Origin of the sequence: Desulfurivibrio modestus, assembly GCF_044068625.1 — a bacterium.
In the GTDB taxonomy this organism is placed as follows: Bacteria; Desulfobacterota; Desulfobulbia; order Desulfobulbales; family Desulfurivibrionaceae; genus Desulfurivibrio.
This window is the reverse complement of the sequence record NZ_JBIPKH010000001.1, coordinates 1-27,000: the sequence shown is the minus strand read 5'-3', so window position 1 is coordinate 27,000 and position 27,000 is coordinate 1. Positions and strand designations below refer to the sequence as shown.

The 27,000-nt window shown below is 62.4% G+C and carries 21 protein-coding genes and 1 tRNA gene; 15 read left to right on the top strand and 7 right to left on the bottom strand.

Annotation, left to right across the window (positions count from 1 at the left end; genetic code table 11):
* Positions 1 to 16: 16 nt before the first annotated feature.
* The gene (locus ACHHRT_RS00110) at positions 17 to 940 is read left to right on the top strand and encodes a manganese-dependent inorganic pyrophosphatase (protein WP_395496628.1); all 924 of its coding nucleotides are present in this window, start codon (positions 17 to 19) and stop codon (positions 938 to 940) included.
* Between the two features lie 114 nt (positions 941 to 1,054).
* Here ACHHRT_RS00110 and ACHHRT_RS00105 read toward each other — a convergent pair whose 3' ends face one another.
* The 5 genes from ACHHRT_RS00105 to ACHHRT_RS00085 all read right to left on the bottom strand — a co-directional run bounded on the left by ACHHRT_RS00105 (position 1,055) and on the right by ACHHRT_RS00085 (position 9,018).
* A complete protein-coding gene (locus tag ACHHRT_RS00105; RefSeq protein WP_395496627.1) occupies positions 1,055 to 1,933 on the bottom strand; it encodes an HDOD domain-containing protein in 879 nt (292 codons plus the stop codon).
* A 9-nt stretch (positions 1,934 to 1,942) separates the two neighbouring features.
* A complete protein-coding gene (locus tag ACHHRT_RS00100; RefSeq protein ID WP_395496626.1) occupies positions 1,943 to 3,781 on the bottom strand; it encodes a putative bifunctional diguanylate cyclase/phosphodiesterase in 1,839 nt (612 codons plus the stop codon).
* Between the two features lie 191 nt (positions 3,782 to 3,972).
* Complete coding sequence (locus ACHHRT_RS00095; protein WP_395496625.1) at positions 3,973 to 5,310, bottom strand: replication-associated recombination protein A; 1,338 nt, start codon at positions 5,308 to 5,310, stop codon at positions 3,973 to 3,975.
* Between the two features lie 3 nt (positions 5,311 to 5,313).
* Positions 5,314 to 7,551 (bottom strand): hypothetical protein, encoded by a 2,238-nt coding sequence (locus ACHHRT_RS00090; RefSeq protein WP_395496624.1) that lies wholly within the window; start codon positions 7,549 to 7,551, stop codon positions 5,314 to 5,316.
* Positions 7,552 to 7,560: 9 nt separating this feature from the next.
* Positions 7,561 to 9,018 (bottom strand): beta-barrel assembly-enhancing protease, encoded by a 1,458-nt coding sequence (locus tag ACHHRT_RS00085; protein WP_395496623.1) that lies wholly within the window; start codon positions 9,016 to 9,018, stop codon positions 7,561 to 7,563.
* Between the two features lie 165 nt (positions 9,019 to 9,183).
* Here ACHHRT_RS00085 and recN point away from each other — a divergent pair, with 165 nt between their 5' ends.
* Genes recN through ACHHRT_RS00070 form a run of 3 tightly spaced genes read left to right on the top strand, consistent with a single transcriptional unit; the run spans position 9,184 to position 13,765 of the window.
* The gene (recN, locus tag ACHHRT_RS00080) at positions 9,184 to 10,887 is read left to right on the top strand and encodes a DNA repair protein RecN (RefSeq protein WP_395496622.1); all 1,704 of its coding nucleotides are present in this window, start codon (positions 9,184 to 9,186) and stop codon (positions 10,885 to 10,887) included.
* Positions 10,884 to 11,930, top strand: a complete 1,047-nt coding sequence (locus ACHHRT_RS00075; RefSeq protein WP_395496621.1) for a thiamine biosynthesis protein — start codon at positions 10,884 to 10,886, stop codon at positions 11,928 to 11,930. Before recN ends, ACHHRT_RS00075 begins: the two co-directional genes overlap by 4 nt.
* A gap of 17 nt (positions 11,931 to 11,947) precedes the next feature.
* Positions 11,948 to 13,765 carry an ABC transporter ATP-binding protein gene (locus tag ACHHRT_RS00070; protein ID WP_395496620.1) on the top strand — a complete coding sequence of 606 codons (1,818 nt, stop codon included), beginning with the start codon at positions 11,948 to 11,950 and terminating at the stop codon, positions 13,763 to 13,765.
* Here ACHHRT_RS00070 and ACHHRT_RS00065 read toward each other — a convergent pair.
* A complete protein-coding gene (locus ACHHRT_RS00065) occupies positions 13,760 to 15,124 on the bottom strand; it encodes a sigma-54-dependent transcriptional regulator (RefSeq protein ID WP_395496619.1) in 1,365 nt (454 codons plus the stop codon). The two genes, ACHHRT_RS00070 and ACHHRT_RS00065, sit on opposite strands and share 6 nt — an antisense overlap.
* 113 nt (positions 15,125 to 15,237) lie before the next feature.
* Between ACHHRT_RS00065 and ACHHRT_RS00060 the strand changes: the two genes are divergently transcribed.
* Both ACHHRT_RS00060 and ACHHRT_RS00055 read left to right on the top strand, forming a co-directional pair.
* The gene (locus ACHHRT_RS00060; protein ID WP_395496618.1) at positions 15,238 to 15,648 is read left to right on the top strand and encodes a response regulator; all 411 of its coding nucleotides are present in this window, start codon (positions 15,238 to 15,240) and stop codon (positions 15,646 to 15,648) included.
* A 92-nt stretch (positions 15,649 to 15,740) separates the two neighbouring features.
* A tRNA-Thr gene (locus ACHHRT_RS00055) sits at positions 15,741 to 15,816 on the top strand.
* Positions 15,817 to 15,878: 62 nt separating this feature from the next.
* Here ACHHRT_RS00055 and ACHHRT_RS00050 read toward each other — a convergent pair.
* Positions 15,879 to 16,589 (bottom strand): PEP-CTERM sorting domain-containing protein, encoded by a 711-nt coding sequence (locus ACHHRT_RS00050; RefSeq protein WP_395496617.1) that lies wholly within the window; start codon positions 16,587 to 16,589, stop codon positions 15,879 to 15,881.
* 279 nt (positions 16,590 to 16,868) lie between these two features.
* Between ACHHRT_RS00050 and ACHHRT_RS00045 the strand changes: the two genes are divergently transcribed.
* The 9 genes from ACHHRT_RS00045 to ACHHRT_RS00005 form a co-directional block, all read left to right on the top strand.
* Positions 16,869 to 17,819, top strand: a complete 951-nt coding sequence (locus ACHHRT_RS00045; RefSeq protein ID WP_395496616.1) for a radical SAM protein — start codon at positions 16,869 to 16,871, stop codon at positions 17,817 to 17,819.
* A gap of 254 nt (positions 17,820 to 18,073) precedes the next feature.
* A complete protein-coding gene (locus ACHHRT_RS00040; RefSeq protein WP_395496615.1) occupies positions 18,074 to 23,290 on the top strand; it encodes a RecQ family ATP-dependent DNA helicase in 5,217 nt (1,738 codons plus the stop codon).
* A 66-nt stretch (positions 23,291 to 23,356) separates the two neighbouring features.
* On the top strand, positions 23,357 to 23,677 hold the full coding sequence (locus ACHHRT_RS00035; RefSeq protein ID WP_395496614.1) for a type II toxin-antitoxin system PrlF family antitoxin: 321 nt from the start codon (positions 23,357 to 23,359) through the stop codon (positions 23,675 to 23,677).
* On the top strand, positions 23,677 to 24,126 hold the full coding sequence (locus tag ACHHRT_RS00030) for a type II toxin-antitoxin system YhaV family toxin (RefSeq protein WP_395496613.1): 450 nt from the start codon (positions 23,677 to 23,679) through the stop codon (positions 24,124 to 24,126). The genes ACHHRT_RS00035 and ACHHRT_RS00030 overlap by 1 nt, the downstream gene beginning before the upstream one ends.
* A gap of 36 nt (positions 24,127 to 24,162) precedes the next feature.
* A complete protein-coding gene (locus ACHHRT_RS00025) occupies positions 24,163 to 24,288 on the top strand; it encodes a hypothetical protein (RefSeq protein ID WP_395496612.1) in 126 nt (41 codons plus the stop codon).
* Positions 24,289 to 24,400: 112 nt separating this feature from the next.
* The gene (locus ACHHRT_RS00020; protein WP_395496611.1) at positions 24,401 to 25,651 is read left to right on the top strand and encodes an ATP-binding protein; all 1,251 of its coding nucleotides are present in this window, start codon (positions 24,401 to 24,403) and stop codon (positions 25,649 to 25,651) included.
* Positions 25,648 to 25,989, top strand: coding sequence for an HNH endonuclease (locus ACHHRT_RS00015; RefSeq protein ID WP_395496610.1), 342 nt, complete (start codon positions 25,648 to 25,650; stop codon positions 25,987 to 25,989). The genes ACHHRT_RS00020 and ACHHRT_RS00015 overlap by 4 nt, the downstream gene beginning before the upstream one ends.
* A gap of 4 nt (positions 25,990 to 25,993) precedes the next feature.
* Complete coding sequence (locus ACHHRT_RS00010; protein WP_395496609.1) at positions 25,994 to 26,365, top strand: hypothetical protein; 372 nt, start codon at positions 25,994 to 25,996, stop codon at positions 26,363 to 26,365.
* A 354-nt stretch (positions 26,366 to 26,719) separates the two neighbouring features.
* Positions 26,720 to 27,000: hypothetical protein (locus tag ACHHRT_RS00005; protein WP_395496608.1), on the top strand; the 281-nt coding region annotated here is incomplete at its 3' end.

The window sequence follows — 27,000 nt, the reverse complement described above, 5'->3', positions numbered from 1 at the left end:
CAAGGAGGAAGTAACCATGTCAGTGTATGTCGTAGGTCATTCCAGCCCCGATACCGATTCCGTAGCCGGCGCCATTGCGTTTGCCCATTACCTGAAGGCCACCGGTACCGACGCGGTACCGGTGGTGCAGTCCGCGGAGCTCAATCCCGAGAGCAAGCTGGTGCTGGATAAATTCGGTCTGCCCCAGCCGGCCGAGTTCACCGATGCCGGCGGCAAGGATGTTGCCCTGGTGGATTTCAGTGACATCGCCCAGGCTCCGGCCAACATCAAGGACGCCAACGTGGTGGCCATTGTTGATCACCACAAGATCGGTGACATCACCACCGGCGGCCCCATCTTCTTCTATGCCAAGCCGGTTGGTTGCACCTGCACCGTGCTCCATGAGATGTACAAGAACAACAACGTCGAGCTGCCCAAGAACATCGCCGGCGCCATGCTCTGCGCCATTTTGAGCGACACCGTCAACTTCAAGTCCCCCACCTGCACCGACGAGGACAAGGCCGCCGTTAAGGCCCTGACCGGAATCGCCGGGGTTTCCGACACCGACGGTCTCTTCATGGAGATGCTCAAGGCCAAGTCCGCCGTGGACGGGGTGCCGATCAAGGACCTGATCTTCCGTGACTACAAGGACTTCGACATGGGTGGCAAGAAGGTTGGTATCTGTCAGCTGGAGCTGGCCACCCTGGATCAGGTCGCTCCCATGCGGGCCGATCTGGTGAAGGGCCTGGAAGCGGTCAAGGCCGAGGGCCGGCATTCGATTATCATGATGCTGACCGACGTGGTCAAGGAAGGCTCCGAGCTGCTGGTGCTGTCCGACGAGCCGGGGGTCATCGAGAAGGCCTTCAACGGCAAGCTCAGCAACAATACCATGTGGGTTGATGGGATGATGAGCCGGAAAAAGCAGACCGTGCCGCCCCTGCAGAAGGCTTTCGGCGCCTAAGTTCAGGCCGATTCGGCGGGGCTTGTCGGCCCCGTCACGAAGTGTTAAGCCCGCTCCGGAATTTTGGCCGGAGCGGGCTTTTTGTGTTCAGGGGCAAGGTGGGGGCAGGCCAGTTCAGGAAGGCAGGCCGTAAATTTTGGCAATCTCGGCGGCCTGGTTCAGGATCTCGGTTTTTAGCCCGCCCAGGGTTTCCGGGGTGGTTCCGGCAATGGTCCAGCAGGGAGCGGAGGCCGGCGGCAACATCTCTTCCTGGGCCGTGTTGACCGCCAGGTAGAGAATGGCGCAGAGCCGTGGGTGGGTGGGCGCCAGCTTCGGCCGCTGCTGAAAGCGGAGGAGTTCGACCATCACCGGCGGAAATTGCCATAACTCCGCCAGTTTGGCCCCGACATCACCGTGATCGAAACCCAGCACCGTCCGTTCCGCCTCCCACAGGGGCAGGCCGTAGTCGCGGTGGCGCAACAGGGCCTGTCGGGCCAGTTCCGGAGCCCGGCGAAAGATAATCAGATCGCCGATCCGGTGGAGCAAGCCCACGGTGAAAAGGAGCCCGGTCTCTTCCCTGGCCACCGTCCCATCCTCCAGTCGCCGGCAGAGCAGGGCGCAGGCCAGACTTTGCCGCCAGAATGAGCCCATATCCTCCAGATCGCTGCCAATACCGCGGAACCGTTCCAGCACCACCGTGGCCAGAACCAGATGGCGCAGTTCGCGCAGCCCCACCATGGTGATGGCGTGGGCAACGGTGGATACCCGGCGGCAAAGTCCGAAGAATGAGCTGTTCACCAGGGCCAGCAGGCGGGCGGTGAGGGCCGGATCCTGTTCAATTACCGCGGCGGCGTCCTTGGCGGTACCGCCGGGAGTTTCCAGCACCCGGTTGAGTTCATGGTAGAGGGTGGGGGGGGAGGAGAGGGTTACGTCGCCGCGCAGCAGATCATGGGGGGAGAAGGGGGCGGGGTGAGAAAAGGATCCGCTATCTGCCGGCCATGGGGAGCTGGGCATCTCTAAGTCTCAGGCCGCCAGGGCCGCGAAGGGCGCCACCGGGAGCGGCGCCGCCTCCGGGGAGGAAAACTCGACCGCCGGCTCCGGTTCGAAGCGGGCTTGGGGGCGACCCAAATGGTAGCCCTGCAGGTAGTCGACCCCGATCTCGCGCAAACGCTGGGCCGTGGCTTCATTTTCCACGAACTCGGCGGCCACCGGTTTGCCCAGGCTATGGGCCAACCCCACCATGGAGCGGACCAGCAACTCATCGGTTTTATTGTTGAGCATGTTGACCACGAAGCCGCCATCAATTTTCAGCAAATCCACTGGGAAATGTTTCAGGTAGCTGAAGGTGGAGAAACCGGAACCAAAATCATCCAGGGCGAAACGGCAGCCCAGGGCCCGCATCCTTTCCACCAGTTTGCGGGTTTGGGCCAGTTGGGTTACCGCCGATGTTTCGGTAACTTCAAACATCAAGCGGCTGGGGGCCAGGCCGGTCATCTCCAGCTTGCGTTCCAGCAGGGGCATCAGGTCGGGGTTACGGAAGGCGTAGGCCGAGAGATTGATGCTCAGGGTGATGGGCTGGTCGGTGGGGGGCAGGGCCGCCAGGCGGTCGATGGCCGCTTCCACCACCCAGAGGTCGATCTGGTGGATCAGGCCCACCCGTTCCGCCGCCGGGATAAACTCCCCCGGGCCATGGAGTCTGCCGTTCTGCGACAGCCGGACCAGGGCCTCATAGTGACGGCAGATGCCGCCCCGGGCCTGGACGATGGGTTGGAATACCAGGCTGAAATTACTCGCCTTAAGGGCCTCCCGCAAAATGGGGATCCAACTGGCATCCCGTTGCAGGCCCAGCACTTCGGGATCGGTGGAGTCGTAGCAGTGCACCCGGTTTCGGCCCCTGATTTTGGCGACATGGCAGGCCTGGTCGGCCCTGGCCAGCAGCTCCCCGCCTTCCAGCCGTTCGTTGGGGGCCAGCAGGGCAATGCCGATGCTTGCCCCTAAATGATAGCGACCCAGTCGCCCCTCGAAGCAGTGGCTGTGGAACAGCTCCCGCAGCTCTTCGGCCAGGCTGAATACCGTGGAGCGGGGAGTTTGCTCCAGGAGGACGGCGAACTCATCGGAGCCGATCCGGGCGGCCAGGTGGCTGGGCTGGACCTTGCGGCGCAGGAGGGCGGCCATCTGGCCCAGCAGGCGATCACCCGAGTCGTGGCCCTCGGTATCATTGACCAGTTTGAATTGGTCCAGATCGATATAGAGCAGGGCTCCGGGCCGCTGAAAATTCTTGGCCCGGATCAGGGCCAGCTCCAGGGCCCGCTCAAGCTGGCCGCGATTGGCCAGGCCGGTGAGCTCATCGTTGGTCGCCCGGTACTGGAGACGGGCCTCCATGATTCTTCTTTCCGCCAGTTCCAGTTCCAGTCGCTCCTCGCGCTGGCGGCGGGCCAGCCGCTCCTGCTGGAGGCGCAAGGCGAGATATACCCGGGAGACAGTTTCCGGATTTGACCAGGGGCGAAAGAGGATGTCCACCGCCCCGGCGTCAAAGGCCCGGGCGACCTGGTCGTCATGCCACTGTTCAACGGCGTCCATCATCACCACCGGGGCGATGCCGGATTGATCAAGAAGGGCGCAGGTCTCCAGCGAGTCTCCCTGGGGCAGGGATTCGCTCAGCAAGACCAGATCCAGGGGTTGGGGAGATTCGAAAGGGTTGGGGGGATGAACGCGTTGCCGCAGGGCCTCGGCTGAATCCAACCTGCTGACTGAACCGAAACGTCCTTCAATGGCCAAGGTGTCGCATAGTAGGTCCGCCCTGGCCGGATCTTCATCCACAACACAGATCGACATGGCGCGAAGCTGTTCCACTGTCTTCATCGGATTCCTTTTTAGGGGGCGATGTGGTACAGGGTGGTAAATTCCACAAAAGCAATAAAAAAATCTTTCAAGGTTCTACTATAAGGCAAGAGGCTAAAAAACAAAAGTTTTTTTTCAGGGCTAACCAAAGATTATTATTTTCTCGTGCTTTATGATGGTTATTAAGTTGCTTTTCTTTTTATAACAAGAAGTTAACTGCCGCCCTTCCTCTGGGCCAGAATCTTGCGCCACTTCTCCAGGCGGTCCTTGACCACCGCTTCATAGCCCCGGTTGGTGGGCTGGTAGAAGCTGGTTCCCTGGAGCTGGTCGGGCAGGTGCTGCTGTTCCACCAGGCCCAGGCGGTCATCGTGGGCGTACTGATAATCCTTGCCGTAGCCCAGCTCCCGCATCAGCCGGGTGGGGGCGTTGCGCAGGTTCAGGGGCACCGCCAGGGTGCCGGTGCGGCGGACACATTCCCGGATCTGGTTATAGGCAACGTAAACCGCGTTGCTTTTAGGCGCGGTGGCCAGGTAGGCGGTGGCCTGGGCCAGGGCCAGTTCGCCTTCCGGGCTGCCCAGCAGGTGGTAGGCCTCCCGGGCCTGGAGGGTCAGAGCCAGGGCCTGGGGGTCGGCCAGACCCACATCTTCCGAGGCGAACCGGATCAGGCGGCGGGCGATATAGAGCGGTTCCTCGCCGGCCATCAGCATCCGGACCAGCCAGTAGAGGGCGCCGTCCGGGTCGCTGTCCCGCAGGCTCTTGTGGAGGGCGGAGATCAGGTTGTAGTGCTCCTCGCCGTCGGCGTCGTAGCGCAGGCTTTTGCGCTGCAGGGCTTCCTCCACCGTGGCCAGCTCGATTATCCCGCCGGCTCCTTCCTCTTTTTGCTCTTGGTGCCGGTCGGCGGCCAGGGCAGCGGCGATCTCCAGGCTGTTGAGCAGGTTGCGGGCGTCACCGTCGGCGATCCCCACCAGGTGGGCGACCGCTTCATCGCTGATGCGCAACTGAAGTTCGCCCAGGCCCCGCCGACCATCGGCCAGGGCGGCCCGCAGAATCCGCTCCAGATCTTCCGGCTCCAAGGGGTTGAGGACCAGCACCCGGCAGCGGGAGAGCAGGGGGGCGATCACCTGGAAGGAGGGGTTTTCGGTGGTGGCGCCGATCAGGGTGATCAGTCCCGCCTCCACGTGGGGCAGAAAGGCGTCCTGCTGGCTTTTGTTGAAACGATGGATTTCATCGACGAAAAGAAGGCAGCCCCGCCCCGATTCCTCCTTGAGTCGGCGGCTCCGTTCGACGATCTCCCGGATCTCCTTGACCCCGGAGAGAACCGCCGAAAAGAAGATGAAATCCGCCCCGCTGCTCCGGGCCAGCAGGCGGGCCAGGGTGGTTTTGCCCGAGCCCGGCGGCCCCCAGAGCAGCAGGGAGGGCAGGTGGCCGGTGCGCAGCAGTCCCCCCAGCAGTTTGTCGTCATCAAGCAGGTGGCGCTGGCCGACAAACTCGGCCAGGCTGTCGGGCCGCATCCTTTCGGCCAGGGGAACATTGGGGTCCGGGGTGGTCATGGTTTAGAGAAGATCGAAATTGAGTTGATAGATCAGCATCCAGATATTGATGGTGCCATCGTGGCGCCCGGCCAGGAAGGTGTGGGGGCGGTGACCGCGGGCCAGGCTGCAGATCCCGTCGCCCCGCCCATCCAAGGTGAAAAGGTTGCCGGCCCCGGCCAGATTCCAGACCATTATCAGGTCGTCATCGCCGGCGGAGACCAGGGTCCGGCCGTCGGCCAGGGTGAGGAGGGCGGTGATCTTTCCCCCATGGCCGGTGAGGGTTTGCCGGCACTGCTCCTCGGTCCGCCGCTGAATCTTGACCAGGCGGTCAGCTCCGGCGGAGATCAACCGGATCTCCTCGCCCTGGCCGCTGGCGGCCAGGGCGAGGATGGGGCCCTCATGGGCGGGGATGGCGGCGGTACATTCCCGCAGCCGGCTTTTCCAGTCCCGCAACACCCCGTCCTCGCCGGCGGAGATCAGCCCCAGGTCGTCGCCGGGATAGAGCAGGGCGCGGATGGGGCCGCTCCCCGCCGGGGCAGCCTGATGTTCGGCGGCGGTGGCCAGCCGGCGAACCATGATGGAGCCATCTTCGTCGCCGGAAGCCAGCAGTTTGCCGTCGTGATTAAAGGCCAGGGCGCTTATCGGTGCCTGGTGGCTCTGGGCCGCCCCCGTGGCCTGGCCGTCGCGGGGGGACAAGAGCCTGACCCCGCCGTCCCGGTTCCCCACCGCCAGATGCTCGCCATCGGGGGAGACCGCCAGACAGGTGGCCTGCAGTTCCCGCTTTTTACGGCTGGCCGGTTTGCCGATGCTGCCCAGATCGTGGATGAGCAGCCCACCGTCGGCCCCCAGGGAGACGATCCGGCGGCTGCGGGGGATGGCGGCCAGGGCGATCACCGGGCTCTGGTGGCCGCCAAGTTTCAGGAAACGTTGGGCCTGGAGCGGCTGCCTCTTTTCTCGAACCAGTAATAACTCGTTGTAAATCCCGTTGAAAAATTTGTCTTTGCGGAAACCCTCCCGGGCCCAGGCGGTCAGCAGGAGATCGTGGCAGGCCTGGTAGCGTCTCTGGCGAAGATGGTCGAGAAGATTTTGCTCCAGTTTTTTCCGGGCCGGGTTGCGGCGGTAGATGGCGAGCCGGGAGGCGGGCGCGACCATGCGGAATTGTGGTTTTGCCTCCCGGGTTTCCTGGACGGCGGCCCCGGATTGGACCGATTGCAATTTTATCGCCCGTTCCAGGGTCGGCAGTTCGGGTTGTTTATGGTCAGCTCGGCGCAAAGCGGCAATCCGGCCGAGAATCCGAGCCGGGTCGCTTCCCTCCAGCCAGCGGAGGAGCAGGTCGTTGTAAACCGCCTCCGGCAGGGTATCGTTGCTTTCCAGGCTGCGGGCCAGCTTTTGGGCCGCGGCCCGCTTTTTCCCCTCCTCCAGCAGCATCACCGCCTGATTATTGAGAATTTCCGCTCGATAATCGGCGTGGGGCGGCTCAAAATAGGGGCAGGGAATATTGTAGAGCTTACGGTAGGCCAGGTTGAGATCGTGGCGCAGCTCGGCGAAGGTGCGGTAACGCCGGGCCGAATCGTTGGCGGTACTTCTGAGCAGGGCCACCTGGAGCGGGACCGGAAAGGTGAGTTGGGGGTTGACCGGTTGCGGTTTGCCGGGCCGTTTGCGGTCGAGATAGGGTGGGGTGGAACAGAAGATGCGCCACATGCAGATGCCGAAGGCCCGGATATCTTCGCTGATCAGGGTTGTTAACCGGTTGGGTTCCAACTGCTCGTCAGGGGCGGTCAGGCCGAAGCCGGTCACCTTGAGCAGGGAGTGGGGGGTGATCGTGATGGTGGCTGGACTGAGTCGGCCGTGGATGATTCCCAGCTTGTGGCAATGCTCCAGGCCGTGGCAAAACTGGATCGCCAGGGAGAGCTCGATCCTGGGGTTGTGGCCGCATCTGCCGGCGGCCAGCCGCTGGGCCAGGCTTTCCCCGGCCACTGCTTCGCCGATCAGCACCGGCAGCCGCCGGCTGAAGCGGAGATTGAAGGCGGCGGCCAGATTGGGGTGCATTCCCAGCCGGATCCGCTGTTCGGCTCGGTTGATGATCTGGCGTAAACCGGCTGGGCCGGTCAGCAGTCGGGGGGAAGGGGTTTCCAACTGGGCCCGGAAGGGGCGGGAGAGGTGGCGGCAGTTAAAAAGCATCCCACCATCGCCGGCGGGATCGGGTGCTGCCGATTCCACCCGGTAATGCTCCAGCACGATATCATCGGGGCGCCACATTGCCGGAGCCTATTTTTCCAGGCGGGCAATGCTGGCCAGCTGGGCCCGGGCCAGCCGGCCGATGGTGCCTTCCTCATTGGCCGGGTCAAGGCGGATCGCCTCGTTCAGGTGGTGGCTGGCCATGCGGGCATCCCCTTCGTACCAGTGGTAAAGACCGAGATGGTAGTGGCCGGCGGCCCGGTCGCCCAGGTCGGAACGGGCCTGGCCGTAACGGAAATGGAGGCGGGAGTGGTCCGGGGTCATGGTCAGCAGACGCTCGTAGATGGGCAGGGCGGCGGCGAGCTGGCCCAGTTGCTGATAGATCCGGGCCCGGTGGAAAAGGATATAGGGGTTGTCCGGTTCCCGCTTGATCGCTTGGGCCATGTTGCCCAGGGCTGTTTCATGGCGGCCGGCTTCAAATTGGATGATCGCCAGGTCGGCCAGCAGGATGGCCTGTTGGGGGAAGCGGTCGATTACTTTATTGAGCTCGGCGATCGCCTTGTCGTACTGACGCTCCGCCAGATAAACCTGGGAGAGCCCGAAACGGGCCATGAAGACTTCCGGGGCATCGTCGCCGCCGCGCAGGCGGTGCTGCAGGGCCGGCAGCAGCTCCTGGGGGGAACGGGTCAGGGCAAAGATCCGCTGGCGGACTCGATGGAACTGGAACTCGAAATCGGCATCGCTCAGCCGCGGCTGGGGCCGGGTGGGCAGCCCTTCCATGTGGAGGCGATCCTCGATATAGGAGAGCCGCTGTTCCGGCTCGGGGTGGGTCAATAGGTAGGGGGGCAACTGGGCCCGGCGAAAGCGGCTGATGTTGCGCATTTTGCGCAGCATTCCCAGCATTTCTGCCGGGTCGCGGCCCATCTCATGCATCCACTTCCAGGCCAGCCGGTCGGCCTCCTCTTCATCCTGGCGGCTGAACTGGAGGGCCGCGGTGGCGCCCCCGGCCAGGGAGCCGGCCACCACCGCCTCACCCAGGGCGCTGCCCCCACCCAGGATCATACCGGCCAGGGCCAGGGCGGTGGCCCCCAGGTTGATCCGTTGCATCTTGTCGGTCCGGTCGGCGTAGTGACGGCTGGCGGCATGCCCCACCTCATGGGCCATGACGCTGAGCAGTTCCCCTTCGCTGTCGCTGGCCTCGATGAGGCCGGAATGGATAAAGATCAGCCCAGAGGGGGCGGCAAAGGCGTTGAACTCCCGGTTGTTGATGACAAAGAAGTGGTAATTGAAGGGTTGGGGGCCGGCCACGTCCAGCACCTCCTTGCCCAGGGCCCGGATATAGGTGCTGATATCCGGTTCGTCGAGCAGCTTGAACTCCTTGCGGATCAGGACGAGCAGCCGTTCACCCAGCTCCCGCTCGTCCTGGATGCTCACGGCCTGGGCCGGCATGGGCTGGATAACGGCCAGGATCAACAGGCAGAGCAGGGCGGGGGCGCGTTTGATACGCCCAAGCAGGTTCTGCATGGTGGCATGAAAAAAGTCGGTCATGGAAAATAGTTGCCGGTTTGCGGAGAAAGCGGTTTTTGGTTCAATCAAGAGACACCGTTTGGCCCTAAAAGTTGCGCTGCTCCGTATGATACCGATGAAGCGGCCAAAATGCCATAACTTGTTGGCCTTTATTGCAATTCCGGAAGGATACGGTATCTTTGGCCGATGCTCAAAGAACTATGGATCAACAATCTTGCCCTGATCGAGGAGCTGCGGCTCAGCCTGGGGCCGGGGCTGATCGTCCTGACCGGGGAAACCGGGGCGGGTAAATCGATCATTTTGCAGGCCATCCACCTGCTGGCCGGGGGCCGGGCCTCGGGGGACTGGGTGCGGAGCGGGGCCGACCAGGCCACGGTGGAGGCCTTTTTTGAATTTGATCCCGATCATGACGAACTGCTCAAGGTGTTGGCGGTGGCGGGGGTGCTGGCCGCCGAAGACCAGCCCGCCTCCGGGGAGGCCGGCGAACTGATCGTCAAGCGGGTGATCGGCGCCAAGGGCAAGAGCCGTTTTTACCTCAACGGCTCCATGGCCACCGCCGCCACCGTCGGCGGCATTGTCGAGCATCTGCTCAGCGTGGCCAGCCAGCACGACCATCAGCAGTTGCTCCAGGCCCGCTATCACCTGGACTGCATCGATGCCGCCGGCGATTTGCTGGAGCAGCGCCGGACCTTCAGCGCCCGTTTCGAGCAGTGGCAGGAGGTTAAGGCCCGGTTGCATGAGCTGCGGAGCCGGGAGCAGGACAAGGAGCAGCGGCGCGATTTTTTAAGTTTTCAGTGCCAGGAGATTGCCGAGATCGCCCCGGCAGTGGGCGAAGATCAGCGGCTGCTCGATGAGCGGGACCGGCTGAAGGCCTCCGACAGCCTGATCGCCCTGGGCCAGCACTGTTACTCCGACCTGGCCGGCAAGATCAACGGCCCCCTGGCCCTGGTGCGCAAAAACCTGGAGCAGATGGCGACCCTGGATGAGGGGGTGGCCAAGTTGGCCGAGGAGGTGGCGGGGGCCTCTTTTATCCTGGAAGAGGCCCAGCTTGAGATCTCCCGCTATTTGCAGGAACTGCCCAGCGACCAGGCCCGGCTCGACCAGGTCACCGCCCGCATCGACCAGCTGCAGCGGCTGAAGCGCAAGTATGGCCCCACCATTGACGAGGTGCTGCGTTTTGCCGAGGAGGCCGGCCGGGAGCTGGAGAACCTGGAAAATCTGGAGGTTGCCTTAAACGAGCTGGAACGGGAGCAGGCGGAGCTGGAGACGGAACTGGTCTTGCTGGCCGGCCAGCTCTCCGCCGCCCGCCGGCAGGTGGCCGATGATTTCAGCCAACGGGTGGGACGGGAGCTGGCCTCCCTGGCCCTGGAACAGGCCCGCTTCGCGGTGGAGATGCCGGTGGTCGGCGATCTTGAACGTCTGACCCGTCTGGGTTGGGACCGGCCCGAATTTGTTTTTTCCGCCAATCCCGGCGAACCCCTGAAAGCGGTGGCCAAGGTGGCTTCGGGAGGGGAGCTTTCCCGCCTGATGCTGGCCCTCAAATCGATTCTGGCCCGGCAGGACAAGGTGGAGAGCGTGATTTTCGACGAGGTGGACGCCGGGATCAGCGGCAAAACCGCCGAGTCGGTGGCCCGCAAAATCCGGGAACTGGCCGGCCATCATCAGGTCCTTTGCATCACCCACCTGCCCCAGATTGCCGCCGGGGCCGATGATCATTACGTGGTACGGAAAAAAAGCAGCGGCGAGCGCACCGTCACCGAGGTGGTGGGTCTGGCCGAAGAGGAACGACCCGCCGAATTGGCCCGGATGCTGGCCGGTGACGAGGTTACCGCCAAAACCATGGAGTACGCCAGCGAACTGCTGGCCAGCAAGAGGAATAGATCCCGATGACCACCGCCCTGGCCCTATACTCCGGCGGCCTGGATAGCACCCTGGCCTGCCGCCTGATCATGGAGCAGGGGGTCCGGGTGGTGGCGGTCAAGTTCGTCACCCCCTTTTTCGGCGCGGCCCTGCTGGCCGATCCTGAAGCCTATCGGGCCGAGGTTCGGCGGCGCTACGGAATCGAGGTGATGCTGCGGGATCTCACCGAACCCTATCTGCGGATGCTGGCGGCCCCAGCCCACGGCTACGGCAAGAACTTCAACCCCTGTGTTGACTGCAAGGTCCTGCTGATGGGCGAGGCCCGGCGGATGTTGGCGGAACTTGACGCCTCCTTCCTGATCTCCGGTGAGGTTCTGGGCCAGCGGCCCATGTCCCAGCGCCGTGATACCCTGCGGGTAATTGAACGGGACAGCGGCTGTGATGATCTGCTGCTCCGCCCCCTGAGCGCCCGCCATTTGCCCCCCACCCGGCCGGAACGGGAAGGGTTGGTGGACCGGGAGCGGCTGCTGGCTTTCCGGGGCCGCAATCGCACGCCCCAGATTGAACTGGCGGCCCGTTTCGGGATTGAGGATTATGAAAGCCCCGGCGGCGGCTGCGTTTTAACCGATCCCAATCTGGCCAAGCGGATCCGGGGGCTTTACGGGGAGGCCGCCCTGGCCGGCAAGATTCCGGCCGCCGCCGACATCCGCCTGCTGCTGGCCGGGCGGGTGCTGCGGCTACCCGGCGGGGCCTGGCTGGTGCTGGGGCGTGATGAGCCGGAAAACGACCGTTTGCAAACCCTGGCCCTGCCCTCCGACTGGCTCCTCAACCTGCGGGATGATCCCGGGCCCACCGCCGTTTTGCGCCGCCCCAGCACCCCGGCGGCCCCGGCCGACTCCCGGGGACAGGAGGAACGGGACCTGGCCGCCGCCGCCGCCCTGGTCTTGCGCTATGCCGGCAAGAGCTGCCGCGCCAAGGGCCGGGCCGTGGTAACGGCCGAAACAGCGGGACGGGAGCGGGAGTTGACCACTGCCCCCATGGCCGACGAAATTTTCGCCGACTGGCGCCACTAGGGTTAACCGGATCGATTGTGACCGCCAAGCCAACTCCCCACGAGCCTGACCCGGAGCAGGATGACCAGGGTTATTCCGCCCCCCTGGGTCATTATCTCTGGAAGATTTTCCCCTTTGTCGCCCCCTACAAGGTGCGGATCGGCATCGGCCTGGTCCTCAATGCCCTGGCCCGTCTTTTCGATCTGCTGCCCCTGGTCCTGATCGGCTGGGTGGTGGATGCCATCGCCGCCCGGGGGGCCGGCGAAACCTCTTCGACCATCTTTGTCTGGTTCGGTCTGGCGGTATTGGGCACCTTTCTGGCCCTGGCGGTTTTCCAGAGTATCAGCGACTACTGCCTGGATTCCATGGCCCAGGAGGTGCGCCACGACCTGCGGATGGCGGTCTATGCCCGGATGCAGACCCTGGATGCCGGTTTCTTCGAGGAGCGGCAAACCGGGGATCTGCTGGCGGTGGCCTCCAACGACGTGGACAATCTGGAGCATTTCTTCTCCGACATCACCACCAATATTGTTCGGCTGGTGATCACCTTTGTCGGGGTGTACGGCTTTCTCTTCTGGCTGGACTGGCGCCTGGCCCTGCTGTTGATCGCCCCGTTGCCGGTGGCGGTGGTCGCCGTCCGTTTTTTCGCCACCCGGGTTCAACCCCAGTATCGCAAGGCCCGCCGCACGGTGGGGGAGATCAACAGTATCCTGGAAAACAATATCCGGGGCATTGGGGTGATCCAGGCCTTCACCGCCGAGGAGGAGCAGTTGCGGCGGCTCTCCCGCCGTTCCCGGGAGTATGTCGCTGCCGCCATCAGCGCCGCCCGGGAGCGGGCCAAGTTCATTCCCCTGATCTATCTGGTGGCGGGGGTGGCCTTTGCCCTGCTGATCTCGGTGGGGGCCTGGTTGACCGCCACCGAGCACGGCCCCTCATTGGGCAACTTCACCACCTTCGTTCTTTTTGCCGTTCGCCTGGTTTTCCCCCTCTTTATTTTCGGGATGCTGATCAACCAGATTCAGCGCTCGGAGGCCTCGGCCCGCCGCATCTCCCGCCTGCTGACCACCGCCCCCGTGGTGCGGGACCATTCCCAGGCCGAAGAGCTGGCCGGTGCTCCGGCCAGGATCTCTTTGCGTAATGTCGGCTTTGAGTACCGCCCGGGCCGGCTGGTGCTGCGCAAGGTCGGTTTTGAACTGGAGCGGGGGCGGGTATTGGGGATTGTCGGGCCCACCGGGGCGGGTAAGAGTACCCTGGTGAAACTGCTGCTGCGCTACTATGATCCGGCAACGGGGGAGATTCTGGTCAATGGCCGGCCTCTGACCCGGCTCAAGCTGGAGAGTTACCGCCGTCATGTGGGCTACGTTTCCCAGGAGGCCTTTCTCTTTTTCGGCAGCGTCGCGGAAAATATCCGTCTTGGTTCACCCGGAGCCGGGCTGGAAGCGGTGCGGGAGGCGGCCAGGATCGCCGGAGCCGCTGAATTCATCGATCAGTTGCCGGAGCAGTATGACACCATGATCGGAGAACGGGGTCTCAAACTTTCCGGGGGCCAGCGCCAGCGGATCTCCCTGGCCCGGGCGGTCCTGCGCGATCCGGCCCTGATCGTGCTGGATGAGGCCACCTCCGCCGTGGATACCCGGACCGAGGAGCTGATCCAGGCAAACCTGCTCCGCTTCCGCCGGGGTCGGATGACCGTGGCCGTGGCCCACCGCCTCTCCACCATCCGCCATTGCGATGAGATCCTGGTGCTGGTGGACGGAACCATCGCCGAACGGGGCACCCACGAGGCCCTGTTGGCCCGGAGCGGGGTTTACGCCGGCCTCTGGCGGGTCCAGAGCGGGGAGAACGGGGAACTATAAGCCGTACTTGTTGATCTTGCTGAGCAGGGTTTTGCGGGTGATGTTGAGGCGGCGGGAGGTCTCACTGCGGTTGCCCCCGGTCTCCTCCAGGGTTTTTTGCAGGACCATCTTTTCCGCCTCCTCCAGGGAAGCCGGGGTGGGGGCGGTGGGGGTATCGCTCTCCCGGTTGCCGGGGCGGCGCAGGCTCAGCGGCAGGCTCTGTTCATCCAGGTAATCGCCGCGCATCAGGATTACCCCTCGTTCAATGGCGTTTTCCAACTCCCGGACATTGCCCGGCCAGGGATGATCGCGCAGCATGGCCATGGCCCCCGGGGTGATCCCCTCCACCCGGCGGCGGTTGCGGGCGGCGAACTTTTCCACGAAATGGGCGGCCAGCGGGGGGATATCCTCGGGCCGCTCCCGCAGGGGCGGCACCGGCATGGTGACCACGTTGAGCCGGTAGAAAAGGTCTTCGCGGAACTTGCCCTCCTCCACCGCTTCCTCCAGAACCCGGTTGCTGGCCGCGATCACCCTGACATCCACCTTGATGGTCTCCTGGCCCCCCACCCGCTGGATCTCGTGCTCCTGCAACACCCGCAGCAGCTTGGCCTGCATGGCCGGCGAGGTTTCGCTGATCTCATCCAGAAAGATGGTGCCGCCGTCGGCCTGGCGGAATTTGCCCTCCCGGCGGCGGTCGGCCCCGGTGAAGGCCCCTTTTTCATGGCCGAAAAGTTCCGATTCCAGCAGGCTTTCCACCAGGGCGGCGCAGTTGACCTTGATAAAGGGGCCATCCTTGCGGGCGCTGTTGCGGTGCAGGGCGGTGGCCACCAGCTCCTTGCCGGTGCCCGATTCGCCGCTGATCAGGACCGTGGCCTCGGTGGGGGCCACATAGAAGATCATCTCCAGCAGCTCCCGCATGGGCGCCGACTGGCCGATGATACCGGCGGTGTCCAGGTCGGCCATGGTCTCGCCATTGTGTTGCAGGCGGGATTCCTCCACCTGGCGGTGATCCAGGGCCTTGGCCAGGGTCAGGCGCAACCGTTCGAAATCCAGGGGCTTGGTCAGGTAGTCCCGGGCTCCGGCCTTGATCGCCGCCACCGCCGAATCGATGGAGGAGTAGGCGGTCATGATCACCACCGGGATTGCCGGGTTGTGGGTCTGGATGCGGCCCAGGGCCTCCATGCCGTCCATCCGGGCCATCCGGACATCCATCAGGATGGCATCGAAGGGTTGCTGTCGTACCGCCTCCACGGCGGCCAGCCCGTCGGCGGCCTCCTCGGTCTGCCAGCCCCATTGGGCCAGCATGGCCCGCAGCATGTAGCGATGGGGGGCATCGTCATCCACCACCAGGATCTTTACCGGTTCTTTTTTGCTCTGCATCCCGTTTTATTATCATCTCTCAAGGGAAATTGCCACTGGAGCATTTGGGCTGATTAGGGTAAACCTTAAACACTGTATAAATTGTCAAGATTAGCGAATAGTGGGAGTAGTGGATGAAAATTTTGATTACCGAGGATGATTTTATCGCCCGCAAACTGCTGGTGCGGCAACTTTCCACCATAGCCGAGGTGGATGTGGCGGTGAACGGTAAGGAGGCGGTGACGGCGGCCCACCTGGCCCTGAACGAGGGCGCCCATTACGACCTGATCTGCCTGGATGTGATGATGCCCGATCTCGATGGAATCAGGGCCCTGCGGGCGATTCGTCAACTGGAGGAGAAACTTGGCCTGAGCGGGGATGATCGCTCCCGGATCTTCATGACCACCGGCCTGTCGGAAAAGGGCAAGGTGCTGGAAGCCGCTCGCTCCGGCTGCGATGCCTATCTGATCAAACCGATAACCAAGGCCCGAATTTTGGAAGAGATGGTCAAGGTGGGGCTTGTGCCCCCGGAGATGGCGCAGTAGGAGGGTCGTGATTTCGCGGCTCGCCGGGAAATTGCCACTGGCGAAATCGGGCGATTTAGGGTAAAGGGGTGGGAGTCTTTGCACGACAAAAAGCCAACGTAGCTCAGTCGGTAGAGCAACTGATTCGTAATCAGTAGGTCAGCGGTTCGATTCCGCTCGTTGGCTCCAGAAAAACAAGGGGTTAACCGGCGGGCCGCCATCGCGGCCCGCCTTTGGTTTTTTGGCCCCGTTCAATCAGCCCTGTTCTTGAAACGCCTCCTCAAACCCGCCAGCCCAAAGAGACCCGAGCCGAAAAGAAGCATGGTGGTTGGTTCCGGAATGGGATTGGGGGCTTCCACGTCGATGTAAAAGTTGTCCATTCCGAAGCAATAGGCATTTTCGCTCCAGATGGTGAAGTAGGAAATGCCGGTAAAGTTGGCATCCATCCAGTTTCTGACAACCCCATCCCCCAAGGCCCCATAGTAGGTGTAATTAACCCCCCAGTCCGATGGCGCCAGCAGGAGATCATATCCCTGGTCGTTGCTGATGAAGGATCTTTCGGTGCCGCTTGCCAGACTGCCGCCGATGATGGTGTTGGAGGTCATGTCCACATAGGTAAGGTCGAAGAGTTCGCCGTCAACCCGGGAGAACTTGATGGTGATGTCGGAGAAATCGTGGGCATGGATTACGCTGTCGTTCCAGCCGCCGGTGCCCCCGGCCGGCGAGTTGTTGTAGTAGTCGCCGATGGTGCCGTAGCCGCCGAGGAAATCGACCCGCATGTCACCTTCGATGTAGTAGTCCACGATGCCGTTCCAGAGCCCGGTGTCGGTTGTGACCACTGAGGTGCCGTTGTTGAGGTAGGCGGTGCCGCCGGTGAAGGTGATGATTGCGGAGTTGGCTAAGCTGGCGACTCCAATGATTGGGAATAAAGCGGTGATGGCGATCGGTCCTAATCTTTTCATCCTTTCTCCTCCCCTAAGTTTAAGTGGCAAGTAAAAAAATGTTCGAAAGCGGATACCGTGCTCGTTACAAACCTAAAAGCAATATTCATACCCATCTTTGCTCGACAATAATTGCTTGAAATTATTGAGTTAAACAAGATCAGCTCAAGCTGAAAAATATAGGTGTTTTCCGGAAATCGGGGCTTGGTTTAATCTAATTTATCGTTATGATAAGATATCTTTGATTTTTCGTGAGTTCTGAAATCGGGAATCATCAGGATAAACTGATGGAGAGAGGTGATGGTCGGGAAAATTGAACCTGCCGCCCGCCGCCTGGCCGCCGGGGAACGGGCTCGGCGAGCCGCCGCTGCCCGGGAGCGGTTGCGGGCCTGCGATCTTTGTCCCCGCCGCTGCGGAGTCAATCGCCTGGCCGGTGAGCGAGGCTTCTGCCGCACCGGCGACCGGGCGGTGGTGGCCAGTTACGCCCCCCACTTCGGGGAGGAGGAGCCCCTGGTGGGGCGGGGCGGGTCCGGCACCATCTTTTTCGCCAACTGCAACCTGGGCTGCGTCTTCTGCCAGAATTACGAGATCAGCCACCTGGGCGAGGGCCGGGAGGTGGATGACACCCAACTGGCGGGGATGATGCTGGCCCTCCAGGAGCAGGGCTGCGTCAACATCAACCTGGTGACCCCCAGCCATGTGGTGCCCCAGATGCTGGCGGCCCTGGTGATGGCCTGCCGGTGGGGCCTGAGTCTGCCCCTGGTTTACAACACCAGCTCCTATGATGGCCTGGCCACCCTGAAGCTGCTGGATGGGGTGGTGGATATCTATCTGGCCGATTTCAAATACTGGAATCCGCCAAGCGCCCAGCGGTTGCTCCAGGCCCGGAATTATCCCCCATGCGCCCGGGCGGCGCTCAAGGAGATGCACCGTCAGGTGGGTGATCTGCAACTTGACGACCAGGGCCTGGCTCGCCGGGGCCTGTTGTTGCGCCACCTGGTGATGCCCGAGGGCCTGGCCGACAGCGCCGAAATTTTCAACTTCCTGGCTCGGGAGATCTCGCCCGATACCTACGTGAATATCATGGAGCAGTACCGCCCCTGCGGCCAGGCCTTCAAATTCCCCCCCATCGATCGCCCCCTGGACCAAGCTGAATATGCAGAAGCCCTGGAGCTGGCCCGCGCCGCCGGCCTCCACCGCTTCGACGAGCGCGCCGCCACCCGCCTGCTGCGTCGGTTGTTGCAGGAGTAAACACAAGGGAAAATATGGGGCCGACTTTACTTGTAATTATCTTTTGTTATGAGTAATTACATCACATAAATCACAGGCTGCCCCGAACCCGGGGTTAATCCAGCCATTTTCACGGGGATCACCAATCTCGCATGGATCATGGGCGGGCAAAACCTCACACGGCAGCGTATCCAGAGGGGCATAAATACCCCCCGCTTGATGATGTTGATAGAGGTCGGAGTTTTGCCCCGCGCTGCTTATCCATTGATCTTGAAGTGGGGAAAAAGAGCGGGCGGATTAATAGTTTTGCCGCGGTACGGGGTGATACGGCCGAAGCCTTTGTTTTTCGCGGAGATAATTTGCCCCGGGCTCTGGCCGATCTCGACGGGTTCGCCGCCGGCGCCACCTTTCTGTTGGGCCACAACCTGATCGCTTTCGATCTTCCTTGTCTCCTCGCCGCCGCCCCCAATCTCAAGCTCCTTAAGCTGCCGGTGGTGGATACCCTGCGCCTCAACCCCCTGGCCTTTCCCCGCAATCCCTACCATCACCTGGTAAAACATTATCAGGATGGACAGTTGCGGCGGGGAAGGCTTAATGATCCGGAGTTGGACGCGCGACTGACCATTGACCTGTTCCGGGATCAGTGGAGAACATTTCAGACTCTCCGCAAATCGGCTCCGGAGCTCCTGGCGGCCTGGCACTGGTTGACGGGCACCGGCGAGTTTGCAGCCGGATTCAATGCCCTGTTTGCGACCCTGCGGCAGAATCCCCGGCCGGCCGATTCCGAGGCCAGGGCGCTGATTGCCGATTATCTGTCCGACAAGGCCTGCCTCCCCGCCAGCCGAAAAATTCTGACCGCACCCGACAAGCCGGGCTGGCCCCTGGCCTACACCCTGGCCTGGTTGTCGGTGGCGGGCGGCAATTCGGTGCTGCCGCCCTGGGTCCGGCATCAGTTTCCGGAAACCGGCGCCCTGGTGCGTCAGTTGCGGGACACCGCCTGCGATGATCCCGATTGCCCCGTAAGCGACCACGGGGCACCGCATCTTGCGGCGATCGGGTCGGCTCACGTACTGGCGTACGCATCGCCGCCCCGCTTACCGCAACCTGCGGCACCCCGTGGTCGCTTGCCTTGTGGCCCCCTTGATCGCTTACATTGCTCCTGGTGCCGCGAGCGCCATGATGCCAAAAAAGAGCTGGCCCGCTGGTTTGGTTTTTCGGACTTCCGTCCGGAACCCAAGAATGCCGATGGCTTCCCCTTACAGCAGGTGATCGTTGAGGCGGCCATGCGGGGCGAGCACCAGCTGGGTATTTTGCCCACCGGGGCCGGAAAATCGCTGTGCTACCAGATCCCCGCCCTCTCGCGTTATGACAAATCCGGTTCCCTGACCCTGGTGATTTCACCCTTGGTGGCCCTGATGGCCGACCAGGTTGCCGGTCTCGAGGCGCGGGGTATTACCTCCTGTGCCGCCTTAAACGGTCTGCTCTCCATGCCGGAGCGGGCCGAGGTGCTGGGCCGGGTGCGATTGGGCGATGTGGGAATCCTGATCGTTTCGCCGGAACAGCTGCGCAACCGGGCGTTTCGCAAAATTTTCGACCAGCGCGAGATCGGCGGCTGGGTGTTGGATGAGGCCCACTGCCTCTCTAAATGGGGACAGGATTTCCGCCCCGATTATCGTTATGTGGGGCGGTTTATCAAAGAGCAGGCCAGGGGCCGGGAACAGGCCAAAGGCCGGCCGATTCCTCCGGTGCTCTGTCTTACCGCCACGGCCAAGCCCGATGTGGTGAGGGACATCCTGGGCCACTTCCGCGACAAAGTAGGGATCGAGCTTGCCCTTTATGACGGGGGCGCCAATCGCACCAACCTCGACTTTGCGGTGGTGCCCACCACGCCGGGGGAAAAACTCGCCCATATCCACCAGATTCTGCTGGCCGATCTACCCCCCGACACCCCCGGCGGGGCCATTGTCTATTGTGCCACCCGCCGGCAAAGTGAGGATGTGGCCTCCTTTCTCCGCGAAAAAGAGGTGGCGGCGGAACATTTCCATGCCGGCCTGCCCCCTGAATCCAGGAAAAATGTCCAGGAGCGTTTTATCCGCGGAGAACTGCAGGTTATTTGTGCCACCAACGCCTTCGGCATGGGGATCGATAAGCCGGATGTCAGGCTGGTGATCCATGCCGACATTCCCGGTTCCCTGGAAAATTATCTCCAGGAAGCGGGCCGGGCCGGCCGCGACCGCCGGCAGGCCCGCTGCGTCCTGCTCTACTCGCAGGAGGATGTTGAAAAACAGTTCGGGATGTCCGCCCGTTCGCGGCTTACCCGCCAGGAGATTCACGCGATTTTACGTTCACTGCGGCGGCTGGACAGCAAAAAAAGGTCCGGCGAAGAGGTGGTGGCCACCGCCGGGGAGATCCTGGCCGAGGATGAAGAGGGCCTTTTCGGGCGGGATTCCGCCACCGACGACACCCGGGTCCGCACCGCCGTGGCCTGGCTTGAGGAAGCAGTATTGCTTTCCCGCGAGGAGAATTTCGTCCAGATTTTCCCCTCTTCGCTGCGGGTCGGCTCGGTGGGGGAGGCGGCGCAAAAGCTGGCTAAAAAGCCGCTTAATGACGAGTACCGGAAAAAATTGCTGGCCCTGGTGGAAGTTCTGGTGGATGCGGACCCGGACGAGGGGATTTCCACCGACGAACTAATGGGAGTCTCCGGCCTGAGCTCCGAGGGGGTGCGCCATGCCCTCCACGATCTGGAGCAACTGGGGATCGCCGGCAATGAGACGGTTCTGACCGCCTTTGTCCATGCCGGAGTGGCGCAATCCTCAAAAAACCGACTGGCTGAAGCGGTGGCTCTGGAGCTTGCCCTGATCGAGGAGATGCAACTGGCGGCAGCGGAAATGGGCAAGGGCGACTCCTCGGTTCTCCATCTTCGCCATGCCACCCAGCGCCTGAAAGATGCCGGCCATAAGTACGCTCTGCCGGAAAAACTCTGGCGCCTGCTCCGCGGTCTGGCAACCGATGGTCGCCATGAAGGCGGCGGCATCGGCAGTCTCCGGGTGCAGCGGCTGGATATGGAAGCGATCCAGGTCACCCTGCAGCGAGAATGGCCGGACCTGGAAAAAACCGCCCGGCTGCGGCAACAGGCGGCCAGCCTGCTGCTGGAGCATCTGCTTGCCGGTTTGCCGCCGGGCGCCCGGGGCACCGATCTTTTGGCGGAAACCACCCTGGGCAAGCTCCTGGCCTCACTTACCGGCAACATCGTGATCAGGGCCGAGGCCAAGGATCCTCCCCGCCTGCTGGACCGGGCGCTCCTCTGGCTGCACGAGCAGGAGGTGATCAGGCTCAATAAAGGGATGGCGGTGTTCCGCCCGGCGATGACCATCCGCCTCGAGCCGGTCCGGCGCGGATTCGCTAAAGCTGATTTCATGCCCCTGAAGCTGCATTATGATGAGAAGGTGGTGCAGATCCATGTCATGGTGGAGTACGCCCAGCTCGGCCTCAAGGCCATGCTTGATGCTCTGCGGCTGGCCATGGACTACTTCAGTCTGCGCCGCGAGGAGTTCCTGCAGCGCTGGCTGCCCGACCGGGAACAGGAACTGTTGCGGCAGACCACCCCGGAATCCTGGCAGGCCATTGTTGAACAGCTCCATAACCCGGTTCAGCAGCGCATCGTCGCCGATGACCGGGAACAGACCAATGTTCTGGTGCTGGCCGGCCCCGGTTCGGGCAAAACCCGGGTGCTGGTCCATCGCATCGCCTACCTGGTCCGGGTCAAACGGGAAAACCCCCGCGGAATCCTGGCGCTGGCCTACAACCGCCATGCCGCGGTGGAGATCCGCCGTCGACTTGGCGAGCTGATCGGCAACGACGCCAGGGGGGTGACCGTGCTCACCTGCCACGCCCTGGCCATGCGGCTTACCGGCGCCAGTTTTGCCGACCGGGGGGGAACCATCGCCGCCGAGGAATTCAAGGCCATCCTGCAGCAGGCGGTGGCCCTGCTCCAGGGCGCGAACCTGCCCCCGGAAGAGGCCGGGGAGCAGCGGGACCGGCTGCTGGCCGGCTTTCGCTGGATCCTGGTGGATGAATATCAGGATATCGGGCCGGAGCAGTATGAGCTGATCTCCGCCCTGGCCGGCCGCACTATCCAGGATGAGGATCGTCGGCTCAGCCTCTTTGCGGTGGGCGACGACGACCAGAACATCTACGCCTTCGACGGTGCCTCGGTGGAGTTTATCCGCCGCTTTAGCGAGGATTATGCGGCCAAACCGGTCTATCTTACCGAAAATTATCGCTCCACCTCCCATATCATCACTGCCGCCAATCTGCTCATCCAGGCCGCCGCCCGGCGGATGAAGGAAAAGCACCCCATCACCATTAATCGGGCCAGGCGTACCCAGCCGGCCGGCGGGATTTGGCAGCACCTGGACCCGGTCGGCGGCGGTCGGGTCCAGGTGCTGCCGGCCGGCCGCAATCCGGCCGAGCAGGCCCTGGCGGTGATGACCGAACTGCAACGCCTGGCCGCCCTCGACCCAGACTGGAATTGGGCCCAAACCGCGGTGATCGCCCGGGAGTGGAAGTTCCTGGAGCCGGTGCGCTGTTTCTGCGAACTGCATGATATCCCCGTTCAGATGGCCGCCGAGGAGAGCTGTCACCTCTGGCGCCTGCGGGAAACCCAAGCCCTGATCGCCTGGTTGCGCGGCCGGAAAAGCAAGCTGGTAACCGCCGGCGAGATGGGAGAGTGGCTGGCGACCAATCACTGTGGACCCTGGTGGGAACTACTGCGGGAAGCGGTGGAGGAATATGATCTGGAAACCCACGGTTCCGAGCTGCCAACTGATCATTTTGTGGAATGGCTGGTCGAATGGGGGCGGGATCTTCGCCGCCGCCAGCACGGTTTGCTGCTGCTGACGGCCCACCGGGCCAAGGGGCTGGAGTTCGCCAACGTGGCGGTGCTGGACGGCGGCTGGGAGAGGGCGGGCCGCAACGAAGATCGCGATGCCCCCCGTCGCCTCTATTATGTGGCGATGACCAGGGCGCAAAGAAATCTGGTTCTGGCCCGCTGCGACAGCGGCAATCACCTGCTGGACAACCTCCCCGATTCTTTCAGCATAATCCGCCGGACCCCGCCGGAGCTGCCGTCGGCCGGTCCGGAACTGAACCGGCAATATCGGCGGCTCACCCTGCGGGAGGTTGACCTCGGCTTCGCCGGCAGCTATCCCGCCCGCCATCCGGTCCATAAGAGTATCGCCGCCCTGGTTCCCGGCGACCCCATTCAGCTCCGGGAGGAAAAGGATTGCCGGCAGCTCTTCGACCGCCGGAACAACCCGGTCGGCCGACTTTCCCGGGCCTTTACCCCGCCACCCAACATGCGCCTGGTAACAGCCCGGGTGGCGGCGATCATGGTCCGGCAGCGCAAGGAGAGCGAACCCAAGTACCTTGACCGTATCCGTTGCGAAAGCTGGGAACTGGTGCTGCCGGAGCTGGTGTACGAAGAGTTGTGATGTTTAACTTGACAACGAAAGGAATATCCCTTACTTTTTTTGCAAAACAAACGAAGGAGTAACGCCATGCCAGCCATTCACCAAGTCGCCACCATTACCGCCAAGGGGCAGATTACCTTACCTAAACCGATCCGACAGGCGCTGGGGGTGGATTTCGGCGGCAAAGTCGCCTTTGATCTGGTCGGTTCCCGGGTGGTGGTCAGCCGGGCTGAAGCCGATCCCCATGAGGATCCGGCCATCGCCGGCTTTCTCTCCTTGCTGGAGAAGGAGATCCGGGCCGGCAAAAACCTTGCCGCGCTGCCTGACGATCTGGCCCGCTCCCTGCTCGCAGCCACCGGGCGTCCCGTCGACTTGGAGGAAGAGATCACGGGCGATGTGAACCTGTGATGCAGCGCCACGGCTGGAACCTGCTATTTCACACCTGCCTGGTTGAGCAGTTGCGGAAACTTGAGGCCGCTGTCGTCCGCGCCAAGGATAATGACCCCGCCGGGTTTACTTCCAACGCCAACGTGCGGCTGTTCAACACCCTGGCTCACTTGATCATGGACGCAATCCCCGGTGATCCCGGCCACGAGAAATATCGTCAGGGCAACACTTTGGGACCGTCCTTCCGGCATTGGCGCCGGGCCAAAATCGGCCGACGCTTCCGCTTGTTTTTCCGCTTTGATTCCATCGCCAGGATCATCATTTTTGCCTGGGTCAACGACCAGCACACCCTCCGTTCTTCGGGCAGCAAAACCGATCCTTACGCCGTCTTCCAGAAAATGCTGCAACGCGGCAATCCTCCGGATGACTGGGAAGCCTTGATGACGGCAAGCAAGAGCGATTGGAAGTAGGGGCCGCCGAATTGATACGACTGCGCCGGGCGCCTGGTGGCGGCCCGGGTGGCGGCGATCATGGTCCGGCAGCGCAAGGAGAGCGAACCCAAGTACCTTGACCGTATCCGTTGCGAAAGCTGGGAGCTGGTGCTGCCGGAGCTGGTGTACGAAGAGTTGTGATGTCGCCGATTCCGGCCTGCACCACGTGCCAGGGCGTTTCCCTTGCAATTTGATAATAGCATTGATATAATTCCAGGCAAAACCAACAATATTCGTCTGGAGTGCCGCTATCATGCCCCAATACCTTGCTCGCCACCTGGAGACGGTTTTCAGCGATTACCGTCGCTATTTCAAGGTGGTGCTCGTCACCGGCGCCCGCCAGGTCGGCAAAAGCACCATGCTCCGGCATCTTTTACCCGAGATCCGCTCCTTTGTTTTCGACCCGGTTCAGGATTTGTACGGCGCTCGCCGGGACCCCGATCTCTTCCTGGACAGCAACCCGCCCCCCCTGATTCTCGATGAAGTGCAGTTCGCTCCGGAGCTGCTGCCGGCCCTTAAGCGCCGGGTGGACCAGGAGAAGCAACCGGGCCGTTATTTCCTGTCCGGTTCACAGAACCTGGCCATGTTGCGGTCGGTGGCGGAAAGCCTGGCCGGCCGGGTGGGGATTATAAATCTTGAAGGGATGACCCCCTTTGAACTGGCCGGCAAGCCGGAAAGCGCCTGGCTGGAACACTATCTCAGCCATCCGGAAAGTCTGGCGGCGGCGTTGACCGCCGAATCTTCTTCCCGCCGCGAATTGCCCGACCTGATGACCACCCTCTGGCGCGGCTCCCTGCCGGGCCTGCTGGAACTGCCCGATTCCCTGGTCCCCGGTTATTTTAGATCCTATATTCAGACCTATGTCGAGCGGGATGTCCGGTTGCTGGAAAACATCCGGGAACTGGCCGCCTTTGATCGCTTTCTGGGGCTGAGCGCCGCCCTGAGCGCCCGGGAGATCAACGCCTCCCAACTGGGCCGGGAGGTGGGAATCACCCCGGCCAGTTCCCGGCGCTGGCTGGACCTGTTGACTCACACTTTTCAATGGCTGGAGATCTTTCCCTACCACGGCAACACGATCAAAAGGGTCAGCGGCAAACGCAAAGGCTACTGGCGGGACACCGGCCTGGCCTGCTATCTGCAAAGAATCTCCTCCCCCCAGGCCCTGGCCGTCAGCCCGCTGCTGGGACCGCTGTTCGAAACCTGGCAGGTCAATACGATCCATCGCATGGCCCAGCAACTTCCGACTCCGCCCCAACTTTACCGCTGGCGCACGGCGGGGGGCGCCGAGGTGGACCTGATCCTGGAACGGGACGGCCGGCTGTTCCCCCTGGAATTCAAAGTCAAAAGCCACCCCGGCCTGAACGATACCCGCGGCCTGCGGGCCTTCCGGGAAACCTACGGAACCGATAAAGTGGCTCCGGCCATCCTGGTCCACGCCGGCCACGAAACCTATCAACTCGACCGCCATACCCTGGCGATCCCGTGGAACGCTCAGTTAGGATGAAACCTGGTTTGCCGCCCTGGTTTGCCGCCGACATACCACCCCCCGAGGGGCATACGGTGGTGGACGCCGCCCATATTATCCCCTGGCGAAAAAGCCACAACGATGATATCCGCAACGGCCTGGCCCTGTGCAAGCTCTGTCATTGGGCGTTCGATCATGGCATGATGGGGGTTACCGATGCTTTTGCCATCATCGTGCCGGAGCGGGTGGCCGCCGCCCCCAACGCCCCCGGCTTCCTCACCGCCTTGAGTGGCCGCCCCATTATTCCCCCCGCCGACCCGGACCTGCGCCCAGCCCTGGAAAACTTCGCCGCCCACCGCCAGGAATGGCGGTTGTAGTCCGATGCTGATGGATTGCCGCCACGCTGCACTGCCTTATTTTCCCAAGCTGCGGATCGCCTGCGGCTACTTCAGGGCCAGCCGAGCCGATGCCGAGGAATACCGCATCCGTGGCCCCGTCCGAGGTAAGCTGAACCCGACTCGCCACTTCATCGCTAAAACGGAGGGAAACTCCATGAAAGGCGGCAAAAAAACCATCCGGGACGGCGATTACCTGCTGCTTGAACATACCACCCCGACTAGCGTCGGCTCCAACAGCAGCCAGATTATGGCCGTTGAACGCCAGGAAGCCGATGGAAGCATATGTTCTTTTGATCGCTTGAAGGTGATTCTGGAGCCGCATGAACTGGCCGTGCTTGAGCCAGGGCGACGTTGAAAAAAACAGTTGGATGAAGAAAAATAGCGTTACCCTGACACTGGCTGACAGGGTAGGTGTGGTAGGGTGACCGGCGAAGGAACCGGCCAAGAATAAACTGTCGGTTGGATGAAGACCGTTCAGCGTGTGGATAAACCAAGTAAAAACAGGTGGTAGGTGTTCGGTTAAAAGGTGCTGTCCAAGACTAAATGGCGTTGTAGAGAGTATACACCAGAGACGAATTGGTAATGACGGTATCCAGCGACTGTGTTACTTTTGCACGATCTCTGATCTCGCCAACCCTTTCCTTGCTGGCCGGATTTTAACTGTTATTCTTTGGTGCTTTAGACCAGCAAATAGTAACCAGGATTTGCCATGAAAAACCTCTTCCAGGCCTGTATCCCACGGCAAGCCGTTCTTGATGGCACCGCAGACTTTGTCGTCAATCTTGCCGATCTGCCACGGCTCACCGAAGCCGAAGCGCGGGAATTTCTTGATTCCAACGTCCTTACTTCGGGCATGGAGATGCTCCTTTCCCAGGCTTTTGCCCGCCTGGCGGGGGTTGGTTCGGCCAGCGGCATCTACAAGCTGTCGGAGTCAATGGGTGGCGGCAAAACCCAGAGCATGATTGTGGCCGGTATCGTGGCTCGTTTTCC

Coding starts and splice junctions, on each gene's coding strand:
- ACHHRT_RS00110 (WP_395496628.1), top strand. CDS start 17: ATGTCAGTGTATGTCGTAGGTCATTCCAGCCCCGATACCGATTCCGTA.
- ACHHRT_RS00105 (WP_395496627.1), bottom strand. CDS start 1,933: ATGCCCAGCTCCCCATGGCCGGCAGATAGCGGATCCTTTTCTCACCCC.
- ACHHRT_RS00100 (WP_395496626.1), bottom strand. CDS start 3,781: ATGAAGACAGTGGAACAGCTTCGCGCCATGTCGATCTGTGTTGTGGAT.
- ACHHRT_RS00095 (WP_395496625.1), bottom strand. CDS start 5,310: ATGACCACCCCGGACCCCAATGTTCCCCTGGCCGAAAGGATGCGGCCC.
- ACHHRT_RS00090 (WP_395496624.1), bottom strand. CDS start 7,551: ATGTGGCGCCCCGATGATATCGTGCTGGAGCATTACCGGGTGGAATCG.
- ACHHRT_RS00085 (WP_395496623.1), bottom strand. CDS start 9,018: ATGACCGACTTTTTTCATGCCACCATGCAGAACCTGCTTGGGCGTATC.
- recN (WP_395496622.1), top strand. CDS start 9,184: ATGCTCAAAGAACTATGGATCAACAATCTTGCCCTGATCGAGGAGCTG.
- ACHHRT_RS00075 (WP_395496621.1), top strand. CDS start 10,884: ATGACCACCGCCCTGGCCCTATACTCCGGCGGCCTGGATAGCACCCTG.
- ACHHRT_RS00065 (WP_395496619.1), bottom strand. CDS start 15,124: ATGCAGAGCAAAAAAGAACCGGTAAAGATCCTGGTGGTGGATGACGAT.
- ACHHRT_RS00060 (WP_395496618.1), top strand. CDS start 15,238: ATGAAAATTTTGATTACCGAGGATGATTTTATCGCCCGCAAACTGCTG.
- ACHHRT_RS00050 (WP_395496617.1), bottom strand. CDS start 16,589: ATGAAAAGATTAGGACCGATCGCCATCACCGCTTTATTCCCAATCATT.
- ACHHRT_RS00045 (WP_395496616.1), top strand. CDS start 16,869: ATGGTCGGGAAAATTGAACCTGCCGCCCGCCGCCTGGCCGCCGGGGAA.
- ACHHRT_RS00035 (WP_395496614.1), top strand. CDS start 23,357: ATGCCAGCCATTCACCAAGTCGCCACCATTACCGCCAAGGGGCAGATT.
- ACHHRT_RS00030 (WP_395496613.1), top strand. CDS start 23,677: ATGCAGCGCCACGGCTGGAACCTGCTATTTCACACCTGCCTGGTTGAG.
- ACHHRT_RS00020 (WP_395496611.1), top strand. CDS start 24,401: ATGCCCCAATACCTTGCTCGCCACCTGGAGACGGTTTTCAGCGATTAC.
- ACHHRT_RS00015 (WP_395496610.1), top strand. CDS start 25,648: ATGAAACCTGGTTTGCCGCCCTGGTTTGCCGCCGACATACCACCCCCC.
- ACHHRT_RS00010 (WP_395496609.1), top strand. CDS start 25,994: ATGCTGATGGATTGCCGCCACGCTGCACTGCCTTATTTTCCCAAGCTG.